Source organism: Mycobacterium sp. (assembly GCF_035274705.1).
Classification (GTDB): Bacteria; Actinomycetota; Actinomycetes; order Mycobacteriales; family Mycobacteriaceae; genus Mycobacterium.
In genome coordinates, this window is the sequence record NZ_DATENY010000111.1 from 1 (window position 1) to 12,958 (window position 12,958).

General features: G+C 65.5%; 11 protein-coding genes and 1 pseudogene. 10 read left to right on the forward strand and 2 right to left on the reverse strand.

What is annotated here, in order from left to right; genetic code table 11:
- The 5 genes from VJV41_RS23465 to VJV41_RS23485 form a co-directional block, all read left to right on the forward strand.
- Nucleotides 1–1,402: S8 family serine peptidase (locus tag VJV41_RS23465; RefSeq protein WP_325337759.1), on the forward strand; the 1,402-nt coding region annotated here is incomplete at its 5' end.
- A gap of 89 nt (nt 1,403–1,491) precedes the next feature.
- Nucleotides 1,492–2,484 (forward strand): hypothetical protein, encoded by a 993-nt coding sequence (locus tag VJV41_RS23470; protein ID WP_325337761.1) that lies wholly within the window; start codon nt 1,492–1,494, stop codon nt 2,482–2,484.
- An 80-nt stretch (nt 2,485–2,564) separates the two neighbouring features.
- Complete coding sequence (locus tag VJV41_RS23475; protein ID WP_325337763.1) at nt 2,565–6,164, forward strand: hypothetical protein; 3,600 nt, start codon at nt 2,565–2,567, stop codon at nt 6,162–6,164.
- Nucleotides 6,161–7,063 (forward strand): OmpA family protein, encoded by a 903-nt coding sequence (locus VJV41_RS23480; RefSeq protein WP_325337765.1) that lies wholly within the window; start codon nt 6,161–6,163, stop codon nt 7,061–7,063. The genes VJV41_RS23475 and VJV41_RS23480 overlap by 4 nt, the downstream gene beginning before the upstream one ends.
- An 89-nt stretch (nt 7,064–7,152) precedes the next feature.
- Nucleotides 7,153–8,193, forward strand: coding sequence for a PQQ-dependent sugar dehydrogenase (locus VJV41_RS23485; protein ID WP_414685028.1), 1,041 nt, complete (start codon nt 7,153–7,155; stop codon nt 8,191–8,193).
- Between the two features lie 239 nt (nt 8,194–8,432).
- Here the strand turns inward: VJV41_RS23485 and VJV41_RS23490 are convergent, their stop codons facing one another.
- The gene (locus VJV41_RS23490; RefSeq protein ID WP_325337767.1) at nt 8,433–9,794 is read right to left on the reverse strand and encodes a flavin monoamine oxidase family protein; all 1,362 of its coding nucleotides are present in this window, start codon (nt 9,792–9,794) and stop codon (nt 8,433–8,435) included.
- A gap of 178 nt (nt 9,795–9,972) precedes the next feature.
- Between VJV41_RS23490 and VJV41_RS23495 the strand changes: the two genes are divergently transcribed.
- The 5 genes and pseudogenes from VJV41_RS23495 to VJV41_RS23515 all read left to right on the forward strand — a co-directional run bounded on the left by VJV41_RS23495 (nt 9,973) and on the right by VJV41_RS23515 (nt 12,718).
- Entirely contained in the window at nt 9,973–10,707 is a 735-nt protein-coding gene (locus tag VJV41_RS23495) for a TIGR02206 family membrane protein (RefSeq protein WP_414685027.1), read from the forward strand.
- Nucleotides 10,708–10,995: 288 nt separating this feature from the next.
- Nucleotides 10,996–11,184: a hypothetical protein gene (locus tag VJV41_RS23500; protein WP_325337769.1), complete on the forward strand. Its 189-nt coding sequence runs from the start codon at nt 10,996–10,998 to the stop codon at nt 11,182–11,184.
- A gap of 72 nt (nt 11,185–11,256) precedes the next feature.
- Nucleotides 11,257–11,575: pseudogene (locus VJV41_RS23505) on the forward strand (TA system VapC family ribonuclease toxin).
- 169 nt (nt 11,576–11,744) lie between these two features.
- A complete protein-coding gene (locus tag VJV41_RS23510) occupies nt 11,745–12,266 on the forward strand; it encodes a hypothetical protein (RefSeq protein WP_325337770.1) in 522 nt (173 codons plus the stop codon).
- Nucleotides 12,263–12,718 carry an RDD family protein gene (locus VJV41_RS23515; RefSeq protein WP_325337772.1) on the forward strand — a complete coding sequence of 152 codons (456 nt, stop codon included), beginning with the start codon at nt 12,263–12,265 and terminating at the stop codon, nt 12,716–12,718. Before VJV41_RS23510 ends, VJV41_RS23515 begins: the two co-directional genes overlap by 4 nt.
- 39 nt (nt 12,719–12,757) lie before the next feature.
- Here the strand turns inward: VJV41_RS23515 and VJV41_RS23520 are convergent.
- A partial coding sequence (locus tag VJV41_RS23520; RefSeq protein ID WP_325337774.1) for a hypothetical protein occupies nt 12,758–12,958 on the reverse strand: 201 nt, incomplete at its 5' end.

Consider the following 12,958-nt stretch of genomic DNA (forward strand, 5'->3'; position numbering starts at 1 on the left):
CGAGGCGCCGCCTCGTTCCTTTGAGACAGCCGAAAGTGAAGAACGGCAGAAGGAGCGCTCCCGGCATTTCGTCTGGCTGGTGCGGCTCTTGCAATCCGTCGTTGCCGGCGCAGAGGAAGGCACGGCGGCGGTCGATCCGCGTGCACGAGTGACCGAGATGCTGCTTCGCTCACAAGCGAAACGGACGCCGTCGCCGCGGTCGTTTGAGAACCCGAAGGCACAGGTCATCGACCGCCGACGCCGGCATCCGGTCCTGTCGGTGACGACAAATCGAAAAGCCAACCCGGCCGTCACGAGATCACGGACGACCGTAAAGGCCGACGCGGCAGAGCAGCTCTTTTCGGTGGACTGCAGTTCCATAGGTTGGGCTGTTGTCGACAGCGGCATAGACGCCCGGCATCCGGCCTTCAGCGAATGGTGGGAGGAACCGGGCCCGGCGGCCCCGCGGCAAGGGCCGTCGCGAATCGTACGGGCCTTCAACTTCGTCGCTCAGCGCAATACATTGTTCGCCGATGTTCTCGAAAACGGCTTGATCGACTGGTCACGGGCGCTGCCATACCTTGAAATTGAACTTCCCGACGCGGCACCTCCGCCGAACCCGACGCAACGGCCCCATCGCAGCTACGACCAAGTCCGGCCGCAGGACCCGCACGGTACCCATGTCGCCGGCATCATCGGTGGTTGGTGGCCCGACAACGAATTTCGGGGGATCTGTCCGAACATCCGGCTGTACGACTTCCGGGTGCTCGATGACGAAGGCAAGGGTGACGAATTCGCGATTGTCACTGCATTGCAGGCGATTCGCTACATCAATGAGCAGGCCGGGCGGATGGTCATTGCGGGAGCGAATGTCAGCCTGTCCGTACCGCACGACGTGGCTACGCACTCGTGCGGATGGACCCCGGTGTGCATCGAATGCGATCGGTTGAGTCGCTCAGGCGTCATCGTTGTCGCTGCCGCAGGCAATTCCGGCTACTCCGGTGTCATGAGAACGACCGGCTTCGGCTACCAATCATCAAGCATCTCCGACCCCGGAAACACCGACTCGATAATCACCGTCGGCTCGACGCATCGAAGCAATCCTCACCGACACGGCGTCAGTTACTTCTCTAGTCGCGGTCCGACCGCAGACGGCAGGGCCAAGCCAGACCTTCTTGCGCCCGGCGAAGACATCGACGGGCCAGTCCCTGGCCTCGGTATCGCGGCCATGCATGGGACGAGTCAGGCCGCTGCCCACGTCAGCGGCGCTGCGGCGATGCTGGTCGCGCGCTACCGCGAATTGCTCGGGCGTCCGGAACGGGTGAAGTCCATTCTGTGCAGCACAGCGACTGACCTGGGTCGAGAGCGCGATTTTCAGGGCAACGGTCTGGTCGACGTACTCAGGGCGATGCAATCAATCTGACGGGGGCCCCGGTGCTGAGTTTTGAATTCTTCGACGCCAAGCACGGCGACGCGTTCCTTACTCGCTGGGGCAACGGCGCATCGCGGGTCATGCTCGTCGACGGCGGGCCGACCGGCGTGTACGAGGCTGGCCTCAAAGTCGCGTTGACGAGACTCTTGCCGCGCGATCAGAACGGTATCCCGCATCTGGATGTGGTCTATCTGTCGCACATCGACGACGACCACGTTGCCGGGTTGGTTCGGCTGTTTGCCGATATCCGCAGGGCGAGGAACGACCAACTGGCCGAGCCCTTCTCCGTCGGCCTGCTGTGGTTCAACTCGGTCGAGGAACTGGTGGACAAGGCGGAACCAGGCCTGGCGGCGTCGGTACAGCCGCTGTTCGAGCGAGCACAGACCAGCGATGTGATGAAGGCCAGCTACAACCAAGGCCGCGCGCTGCGCAACGCTGCCGTGTTTCTGCGACTGGATGGCAATAGTCCCTTCAATGGCCAACTGGTGCAAGGTGATTCGACGTCGCTCGATGGGTTGGAAGTCACGGTCGTGTGTCCTGACGACCAGGCGCTCGCCAAACTTGCTGATCGCTGGCGCAAGGCAAAGCAAGAGAAGAATCCGGAGGTGATTACCGCCGCGTACGACGACCAATCCATTCCCAACCTCTCGAGCATCGTCCTCCATGTCAAACATGGCCAGAAGACGGCGCTGCTCACTGGAGATGCACGCGGCGATCGGATACTTGCAGGGCTGAGAGCGTCCAATCTCCTTGACGGCGACGGTCCGTTGCGCGTGGATCTGATGAAGGTCCCTCACCATGGCAGTGAGCGAAATATGAAGCCGGACTTCTTCGAGAAGATCCATGCCATCCATTACGTGGTCTCGGCGGACGGGATCAAGCATCACCATCCGCACGAGGACACGCTTACCGCGCTCGTCGAGTCACGAGCGCCAACGGACGAATTTACCGTTCACCTCACCAACGACATCCCGTTCGCTGTGCAGAAGCTGAAGGACCTTCAAGTGGGGCGCAGCTTCGAGATCAGCGTCCGCGCCGTCGAAGAGCAGGCGCTGTTGATCGCAATTGGGTAGGTCGTCGGTGCTGCTAAACGCCCGCAACAGCCCCGTCGCTCACGTTAATATCGGCCAGGCTCCACAGCCGGGAGAGATCCATGCCGGAAGCGAATTTGAGCGGCGAGGTCTTCACCGCCGACGCAAGCGCCGGATTCGATGAGGGCATCGTTGCCGGCGACGTCGGTAGCGGAGCGCGGCTGAGTTTCGCCACGCGCTTCGAGCTCTGTCACGGCCTTTCGGCCGAAGCGTCGGCCGAAGCCGCGGCCGAGGCGAATGCCGACCTGGCGTTGTTGTGGCTCCTCGCGGGTCGCGCGGAGGGGCAGGCCTCGGCGGCGGCCGGAGTCGAGCTCGACGCACAGGCGACCATCGACTTGTTCGACCGCGTCGGACTCAGCGCGGAGGTCGGCGCCTACGCCGACGCGTCTTTGGCCGGGCGGCTTTCGGTCGGGTTGGACGCAAGCGACATCGCCCTTGCCGCACGCCAATTCCTCCAAGGGCCGGCCCTTGAGGTCTTCCTCGCGCTGCTGCGCGAATCCCGTGTCGGGGCCGGGGTGTGGGGCAAGGTCTCCGCCTCGGCGATGGTCAAGGCCAAACTCAATATGCGCGGAAGCCTTGCGGACGACGACGACGCCGGTTTCGTCATCGAAATGAACGCCGAGGCCGGCCTTGGCGCGGGCATGGGCTACGACTTCTACGCGGGCGTGCGGCTGGACAGCCCCAAGCGCTTCTTCCTGACTGCCGCCGACATCATCACCGGCGCGATCCTCGAGGGGGCCCGCCCACTGGTTCCCCGCGCGTTGTGGCCCAATCTTGCGGCGCTGGAATATGTTTTGCCCGCCTCGCTTGCCACCGCGTACGAGCTTGCGCAGGTGCCGACGGCCGAGCTGGCGGCGCGTCCCGGCCAGGCCGGCGAGATCCTCGTGGACTGCTTCATCGCCGAGTTCCAGCGCTTTGCGCTCGACAAGCTCGGTTTCGCGGCGGCGAGCGTGATCGGCTCTGCGTTGGACGAGGCGGCGACGCGGGTCGCCGAGCTGAATCTCACGACGGCACAACGCCAGGCCGGAGCGAACGCGACGCAGACCCTGATCGATGCGCTTGAAGGCCGGCCGCTCACGTTCCTCACGATCTCCCCGGTCGTCCCCGTGCTGGCCGAAGTGCTCGACCTTGCCGCTCCGCAGTCGCGGACGCAGTGGCGGCCCATGCTGGCGGGGATGTGGCTGGCGCTGGCGGCCGCGGACTCGATCCGCCGAGGCGTCGTCACGGCCCACGCCGAAGCCGAGGCCGGAGTCATCGGGCTGCGCAGCGCAGCGGCCGACGCGTTCCTCGTCGAACTGCCCCAGACGCCGGAAATCGTGCGGGAGGAGCTGGCGCCGCTGATCGGAGAAGTGCCCGACCGGCTAGACCTCGGCACCGTCGTCGACTATCTCTTGACCAGCCATCTGCTTCCGCTTCTCGAGGAGCTGGTGCCTGACCTCTACGCCTTGCTGACATGCGTCTCGCGCGAAACCGGTGTTGCCGCATCCGATTTCGTCGAGCTTGCGTTGCGCGCGGCCACCGGCGACGATCTGACACAGAGCCAGCTGTACCAGGCGATGCGCACGGTGGCCGGTACGGCGCTCGACGAGCTGCTGCTCGACGACCTGCTGCCGGCGCTCGACGACGTGCTGCCGGACGACGCGGACAGCCGGGTGTGGCTCGACGAAGTCGCACGGCCGAGCCTGACGATGATGCGCGACTTCGCGATGCGCCGAGTGGACGATCTTGTGGCGGGCCGCCCGGTCGACGGCGACACGCTGCGCGCGGGCCTGAGCCTGATGATCGGCAAGATCGTGCTCAACAACGTCGTCGTGCTGGCGGACATCCTGCTCGACCACGTCACCGACTCCGTCAGCGATGCGGCGGCAGAGCTGTCGGCTGAGCTACGCAACGACCCCGGCCACCGGCTCGCCGAGGCGGCGGTGCAGCTGGCTCGACGCGTTTTTCCTCTCGCGCCAATCGATTTCGACTCGCTCGCCGACGCGAGCCGGGTGCTGGTGGCCGAGCTGCTGCTCGCCCTGTCGGAGGCGACAAGCGACGAAATCCTCACCGACGAGCGCCGGGCCGCCGTGCGTGAGCTGACCCGGCGGATTCTCTTCACGGCCTACGGCGAGGCCGACCTCTCAAGCGCGGATGCCACGAACGACACGCTTGCCCAGATCGCGGCCTGCGCCTACATCCCGGCGCCGAACGCAGTCGCTGAACTCGTCGCCCTGCAGACCGAGACGCTTGCCGAACAGTTCGCGGTCGCGTTTCCGCGTATCACTGCGGCCCTGGAAGCGTTTGGCGCAGCGGTCATTCCATCGCTGATCGATCAGGTCGAGCGCGGAGCCGCGGACCTGTTGCAGTGGGCTCGAGACGAGATCGTCTCTTTCGCCCGGCAGCTGATCGCGCTGTCGCGCGCCATCCAGCACGCGCTCGAGGAGGCGGCGCGGTGGGCGCATGAGAAGGAGGCGCAGCTGGACGCCGCCGCGCGGGCGTTGCGACGCGGTTCGCGGCGCCGGGAGATTCTCGACGCGCTCGAGCTCGAGGGAATCCGCAAGGCAGAGGACGCCGCTCGGCGCGCCCCGGGCTTCGACCAGCTGGACCAGGATGGGCAGGATCTTGCACTGGCGGTCGCGGCGGGCGCGTTCGTCTTCGCGTTCGGGATTGCGCGTCCGCTGTTGAACGAAGCGCTGCGGGTGCTCGGAGGTATCGCGGACGACCTCGCGGACCTGTTCGGCGATGCCGGCGACATTCTGGAGCTACTCGGCGATCTGGCCGACGAGATCAACGATCGGGTCGAGGAGACGATCAACGATCTGGCCGGTTTACAGCTGCCCGACGAAATCTCAGTCGACGACGTCGTTCGGGTTGCGGTCGACGTCGTGACGGGGCTGCCGGCAATCCACCAGGCGTTGCAGGCCGCGTATACCGCGCGCCGCGAGCAAGCCGCAGCCGAGGCCAAGCGGGCGGGCTTGGCGGCCCGGCGCACGGACGTGACGCAGTCCAAGCAGCGCTCCGAGCGCGACCTCGCACGGGCAACCGCAAAGGGCCCGGCGCACATCACGATCTGCAGCCCGCAGCCCCTCGCCGACACCCTCGACGAGGCGTGGGCGTATGGCGACCGCGTTCCGGTTCAAATCACCATCCGTGGTGTGCCGGAGGCCGCGCGCACCGCGCTCGGCCAGACGCCGGGTCCGCTTCTGCTGACGCTCAACGGCACCCGGTTGAGGATCAGCGCCTCGGCGTGGCGGCACGAGGCCGGGCGGTACCGCCTGACGCACACGCTGGACAGGCGAAACTCGCCGCTGCGGCCAGGTGCGAACGTGCTCGAGTGCGCGTACGCCGACAGTGTGCACAAACCGGTGCGAGCAAGAGTGCTGTTCCTCGTACACTTTTCGGGCGCACGTGATGAGGCCGTCGCTGAGCCGGACGGCGAGACGCTCGCGGTGCGCGCAGGTCGCCTGCCGGTCGACCTTGGCGGCTGGCGGCTGTACAACGGGGGCCGCAGTGCGCGCATGAAGGGCTCGTTGAAACCTGGTGAGCGCCTGCCGCTTTCGGAGCTGACATTCGTTTTGCGCGACGGCGAATCGTCGCGCGACGACTGTCCGCCACGACTGACGCTCGTTGACGAATTACGAAGGTGGCGAGGCGAAATCGTTCCACGGAGGCCCCGATGAGCGGCAGTCAGCCCGCGTACCCCGTGATCGAATCGGCGAAGAACCTGAAGCGCAGCTTCTCGGCACAACGGGTCCAGCGGTCCCGTATGCGGGAAACCCATTTCGTGGACGATTTCGACGTGAACAGCTCCGCGCTGCTGGTCAAGCACACCGACCTGCTGGCGGGGTACATCGAGTTCCTCCGCGAATACCCCGACTCCACTGTGGTGGCGCTCGTCGGCCGTGCGAGCCAGACCGGTCCAGAGGCGAACAACCACCAGTTATCCCGTGACCGAGCAGAGCGCGTGCGGGCGTACCTCATTGCCAACGGCATCCCGGAGGACAGGGTCGCACAAGCGGCGTTCCACGGCTCGGAAGAGCCGCGGGTCAACGTGCCCGGGCGCGAGGAGGCGATGAACCGCAGCGTCGAGCTGGTGTTCGAATGGGTGAACATGCTCGTCGACCCGGCCTACCTGGCCGGCGACTCGATGAACTGGAAGCTGGATCTGACCGTGACCTTCGGCGTCGGAGTGGGCATTGGCGGTCAGGTGCAGATGGGGAGACTGACGAACCTCACCACCGGCGAGTTCAGGCCGGTGTCGGCATGGATCCTCGGCATCGACATGGGGGAGTCGCTTATTGCCACCGCGGCCACCAGCGGAGGCCTGCCGTTTGGCAATGACGGTGTGTTTTCGATGCCCTCACCACCGGGCGCCGTCGGCTTCGATTGGTTCGACGGTCGATTCATCGTGCTCACTTCCGTCGGCGCCTCCGCGATCGTGGGGGCGGACCACTCGACGGTGCGGTTCCGCAACCCCGAAGGAGCCTGGCCGGAGGCATCCTTCGCGAACTATCCGCTTGGGCTGTCGGTCGGCGTCGGCGGGATGGCGCTGATCGGCTTCTTCAACGTCGATTCCTGAGAATCGTGGGCGGCAATTCCGGGTACTGGTACCGAGTGGCTCGCGCAGCGTGGCGAGTCATCGCCGGAGTCAGGAGGCCGCTGATGCGCATGAGTTTGACGCGGGTGATGGTCGCGTTTGCCTCGGTGGTGATGTTGGTCGTCGCATGGGCAAACGATGTCGAATCCCGCGGGCAGCCGAACGCCGGGGGCCCCGAAGACGTCGCCACCAACCTCGACGTGCCGTGGGGCATCACGTTCGTCGGCGACGGCAGCGCACTGATCGCCGAACGGGACAGCGGCGCAATCAAACACATGACGGGCTCGGGCGTGCCGACCGACGTCGGTGGGGTGGCCGGTGTCGCGGCACGTGGGGAAGGCGGTCTGCTGGGCCTCGCATCTGCGGACCAAACGGTCTTCGCCTATCTGACGACGGGCCAAGACAACCGTGTGGTCCGGATGCGCTTTGACGGTCGCGCGCTGAGCGACCAGTCCCCGATTCTCACCGGTATTCCCGCCGGTTCCATCCACGACGGTGGACGCATCGCGTTCGGTCCGGATGGCAAGCTTTATGTGGCGACGGGTGAGAGCGGCAACCCGGCACTGGCGCAGGACCGGTCGTCGTTGGGCGGCAAGATTCTTCGCATCAACCCCGACGGGTCGATCCCCGCGGATAATCCCGATCCCGCGTCGCCTGTCTGGTCGTTCGGCCACCGCAATATCCAAGGGTTGGCGTGGGATTCGGCCGGTCGACTGTGGGCCACGGAGTACGGCGCGAATCGGCTGGACGAGCTCAACCTGATCAAACCCGGCGGCAACTATGGGTGGCCCATGGCCGAGGGTCGCGCGGACACCGCGGGACTTATCGACCCGCTGATCCAGTGGCCCGTCGACGAAGCATCGCCCTCGGGGCTGGCCTATTTCGGTGGCTCGCTATGGGTGGCGTGCCTGCGCGGTCAGCGGCTGTTTCAGATACCGGTCGGAGGTGACGGGACGCTGGGCGATGCGGCTCCGCTCTTTGTCGGACAGTACGGGCGGCTGCGCACCGTCGTCGCGGCGCCAAACGGCACGTTGTGGTTCACCACGAGCAACCGTGACGGGCGGGGGAGCCCCCGCGACGGTGACGACCGAATTCTGCAATTCCGGCCTTGAGTTGCGCGCTGCGGTCAGGGGAAGGGTGGTGTTCGCAACTGCCTACTCACCGGTGCGAAGACAGGACGTATTGGCTGTAAGAACCTGTCCGGGAACGATATTGCGGTTCGCGCCGACGCGGCCCAGCAACTCAATCAGCTGGTAGCGGCCGAATGGCGTCCCTTCCACGGGCTCACGATAACGGCCGATCGACGCGTGCGTGGGGGTGATAGGCGCCCGTGACGCGCGCTAGCTACGAGTCAGGCCACCGTCATCGCTTCGCGCTCCATCACCTCGGTCGCGGCTCGCTCACCGGAGCGGACGGCTCCGTCGATGAATCCGTACATCACCGCCGAGCTTTCGGTTCCGGCCCAGTGGATTCGGCCGCACGGTTCGCGCAGAGAGGGGCCGAACTCGGTGAGCACGCCCGGCGGGGTGTGGGAGATCATCCCGCCGCCGGAGTAGCGTTCGACGGCCCAGTTCTGCTCGACGTAGTCGACCGGTGTCCGTGCTTTGTCACCGAACCTTTCGGCGACGGCGTCGAGTACGGCCTTCTTGCGCTCGTCGTCGGTGAGCTTGCCGATCTGGCGTGCGACGGGCCCCTCGGTGATGACGGTGAGAACGCCGGGACTGCCGGTGTCGGTGCAGGAGTCGATGGTGAGGTTCGCCGGCGACCCTGGGGCGAACGACTGGCCCGACAGACCGTCGGCTCGCCAGAACGGCTCGTCGTAGACCAGCGCGATCTTGAAGCACGCGCCCAGCGGCATCCGCTGGTGCAGGAACGATCGATCCATCGGAAGCATCGGTTCGTAGTTGATCTGGCTGGCGATGGCGATCGGCACCGCCACGACGACACGGCGGGCGCGCACCACCATGTCGTCGGAGCGGACGGTGACCCCGTCAGCGTCCTGCGCGATGCTGCGGACGGGCTGCGACAGATGGATCGCGTCGCCGAGCTCGGCCGCGACCGCGCGATGGATGGCACCCATGCCGCCGACTGGTCGGGCATCCTCGGCCGCGTCCTTGACCCCCAGCACGAAGCTCGGCCCACCGGCCGACGCCATTTGGTAGAGCACGAAAAGCAGCGAGATCTCCGAGGCGGCTGACGTGTACAGGCCGGCGATGGAGGATTCCAAAAGCTCATAGGCGGGCTTCGACAGGGTGTTGCGGTCCAGCCACGCTGCCCAGCTGAGCTTGTCCCACTTCTGCGCCTTGGGCGCTTCCCAAGGGGCTTCCAGCGGAATCGATTTGCACATCTGGGTCAGCTCGAGAAAGACGGTTCCGATGTTGGCGACCGCCCACGGGCTCATCGACAACGGAATCGTGCCGGTATAGCGGTACTTCTTGCCGTCGACGAACATCATCGCGTCGCCGTCGGTGTACTGCTTGTAGCTCGGCACGCCGAACTCCTTCATGAGCCCGTAGATGGCGTCCTGGCCCGGGCCGATCCAGGCACCACCGCGATCGATCCACAAGTCGTCCCGCACCTCGGTGAAGGTGCGACCGCCGACGCGGTCACGAGCCTCCAGCAACGCCACCGAATGACCCGCCTGTTTGAGGCGCAGAGCGGCGGTCAACCCGGCGAATCCCGCACCTACCACGCAATAGTCCACGTCGGCCATCAGTCGCTCCTTTGCTCAGTTCGCGCGGGCCCTCGACAAGGGGGCGAAAATGTCGTTGCAGCTAACAAGCGTCCGCGTAATTATCATGCCTGTCAATAACCTTTCTCGGCCGATCTGCGGCAAGTTGGGCCATCGCATGCCTGGAGGGAAATAGTGTGCGACGAAACGGGGGGTGTCGATGGAGCTGTTCGCAGCGCAACGGGAGTTCTCGGCATACGGCCCATCACACTTGGTGGTGCTCGGGTTGTTCGCGATCGGCGCTGCGCTCCTGGTCTGGATCGGACGCCGGCAGACCGAATCGCAGGCCCGGCTGCTCGGCCGCGTGCTGGCGGCCTTGATCCTGGCGGCGTTCGTCGTGGCGCTGGTCTACAAATTGATCCGGCCCAACCTCGACACCTCGGTGCCGCTGCAGCTATGCGATGTCGCGGAACTGACGGCCGCCTACGCGTTGTGGTCGCAGCGACATTGGGCCTTTGCGCTCACCTACTACTGGGGACTGGTCCTCAGCTCACAGGCGTTGATCACCCCGGACGTCGGCACGCCAGAAGAGGGCGCGCCAGATTTCCCGCACCATCTTTTCCTCACGTTCTTCACGCTGCACGTGCTCGTGGTGTGGTCGGCCGTCTATCTCACGTGGGGGCGTCGGATGCGGCCGACGTGGCGCGACTACCGCTTCGCGGTCATCGCGACCTTCGGGTGGGCGGCGTTCACCTTCACCTTCAACGTGATCGCGGGAACCAATTACGGCTATCTCAACCGGAAGCCGCCCACGGCGTCGCTGCTGGACGTATTGGGCCCGTGGCCGGTGTACCTGCTGGCCGAGATCACGATCGTCCTCATCGTGTGGGCCCTGATGACCTGGCCGTGGGAGCGGGCACGGCGACACGCTGAAGAAAGTCCGCTGGTGGTCTGACCTTGCGGGACTGACCCGAACCAGGACCAAATCAGCCCGACCATCAGCGTCGGACAGGCACCACAACAACAGCGACGACGCGTGTCTCGAGCGACGAGCATGAAGCTCATGCCGGGGAGGTGCGCCCGGGAAATGTTGGCTACTTCACACCGATATGCCATTGTGGCAAATATTATCGACCCAGTAACCTGAGCTCGGGGTGGGGCAAAGCACGAGGAGTCTGATGTTAGCAAAAACCCGACCTCTGATTATGAACTTCGCGGGCTCGCGTGCGAAGGCGCGCCAGTCGTGAGCGCCGAGATGACGATGCGCCTCGTGTTCTTGGTTGTCCTTGGCGCGCTGTTGCTGATCGGTTTCAGCATGGGCAGAGACGGCTACCGGGCTCCGCGCGACCGGCGCGAACCGGCCAACCCCGAAGTGACCACGCACGAAGCGATCACGACGCCAAGGGAATATGAGACTGCCGGGCACCGGTGATGCCGCGCGCTACATGTCGCAGGCGATGAGCACGCCACGAGCTGGCGGAAAGCAGTTGAGCACCACAATTTGATGTCTTGGCATCGAGCCGATCTCCCCGAACATGCGGACTATCGCGCGTTGCTCGAGCGGCTCGCCAACGACATCGGATGAAGCATGGCGGGCGGTCGATGCGCTGCTTGCCGCTCCCGCGGCCATGATGCTTCGGGCAGGGGAGCGTCACTGGGTTTCGTTCCGCCAGCTCGCGACCGACATCAATGCGCGCGGCAACGACGTTCCAGACGCCTATGTGGCCGCTTACGCGGTTGAGAACAACGCGACGTGGGTGAGCACCGACCGCGGATTCGCACGGTTCAACCGGCTGCGGTGGAGTCATCCGATGGATCTGTGACGAACCTTCCCGTGGCTGTCGGAGATGGCACGCCGATAAGCCATCTGCGCGAAAGGCCATTGCTGTTGGCACTGCGCTACTTTCACTCGCCGCGGCTTGCTCGCGCGGCGATGCAGGGCACACAGCCGTAAGCGGCAGATTTCCGTCCCATGAGAACTACGATGCGGTAGTGGCTACCGACGTCGACCCGCTGAAGAACCCGGTAGTTGGCGCCGCGGTGGGTACGGCGGCGATCGCAGTGGAGGCCGCGGGGGCTGTTTACCGGGTGGCGGAGAGACTGCCGATCTTCGGGCGACTGATGCGGCGCGGTGTCGTCGGCCTGTCCGAGCGCGGCGACCGGTTCGTGACGCAGAGCGCCGACCAATTCAGGGCTCTGGTGGCAGCCGTCGCGGTCGGTTTGGTGGACTTGGTTCTCGACGAGATGGATCTGAACGCGCTCGTGCGCGAGCGCGTGGATATCGACGCCATTGCCGCTGATCTCGATATCGAGGCGGTGATCAATCGGATCGATCTGATCGCCTTGGCGGACAGGGTGATCGACGGCGTCGACCTGCCCGCGATCATTCGCGAGTCGACGAACTCGATGACCGCCGAGGTGATGACCGACGTCCGCACGCAGGGCGAGCGCGCCGACGACGTCGTGGCCGGAATCGTCGACCGCATGCTGGGGCGTGGCCGGGAAAACCGGTGACCTCATCGGAGCAGGTGCCCGACGCGGAGCGGGCGGCCGGGATCGTCACCCGGGGGCTGGCCGCGATCATCGACCTGCTGGTGGTTCTGCTGATCATGAGCGCGCTGTACGGAGGCCTGGTGTTGGTGAGGCTTGTCTATTCGCCCGCGGCCTTCAGCCTGCCGTCGCTGAACGCCGTATTTTCCACACTGGTCACCTTTGTCGTCGCGGTGCTGTATCTCACGGGATGCTGGACGGTCTCGGGATCGACCGCCGGCGCGGTGACGATGGGCCTGCGGGTCGTTGGGCGACGGTCGCAGCGAGTGCGCCTGCTCGTCGGACTACTGCGTGCGATCGGCTGCGTGCTGTTCCCGATCGGATTGCTGTGGGTGGTGGTCGACCGGCGGCGAAGATCGTTGCAAGACATTGTGTTTCGCACGCGGGTGGTCTACTCGCGACCGGCGGCCGGGTGACTGTGGGGGTGACGACGGGAGAGCGGGGACTTGATCGGGTCAGAATCCGAACCCGATTCCCACATTGAACTCGAAATCCACGTTGACCCCTGGCACACCAGTGACCGTGTTCGCATTGGGGTTGCCGACGCAGTAATCCACCTCGACTCCGTCGACGACGTCGCTGGTGCAGTTCGCCACCGGCTCGGCCGAGGCGATGGGTGCAGCGGCTAACGCGACGACGACTGCGCCCGCCGCCAA

Coding starts and splice junctions, on each gene's coding strand:
- VJV41_RS23480 (WP_325337765.1), top strand. CDS start 6,161: ATGAGCGGCAGTCAGCCCGCGTACCCCGTGATCGAATCGGCGAAGAAC.
- VJV41_RS23485 (WP_414685028.1), top strand. CDS start 7,153: ATGAGTTTGACGCGGGTGATGGTCGCGTTTGCCTCGGTGGTGATGTTG.
- VJV41_RS23495 (WP_414685027.1), top strand. CDS start 9,973: ATGGAGCTGTTCGCAGCGCAACGGGAGTTCTCGGCATACGGCCCATCA.
- VJV41_RS23475 (WP_325337763.1), top strand. CDS start 2,565: ATGCCGGAAGCGAATTTGAGCGGCGAGGTCTTCACCGCCGACGCAAGC.
- VJV41_RS23470 (WP_325337761.1), top strand. CDS start 1,492: ATGCTCGTCGACGGCGGGCCGACCGGCGTGTACGAGGCTGGCCTCAAA.
- VJV41_RS23490 (WP_325337767.1), bottom strand. CDS start 9,794: ATGGCCGACGTGGACTATTGCGTGGTAGGTGCGGGATTCGCCGGGTTG.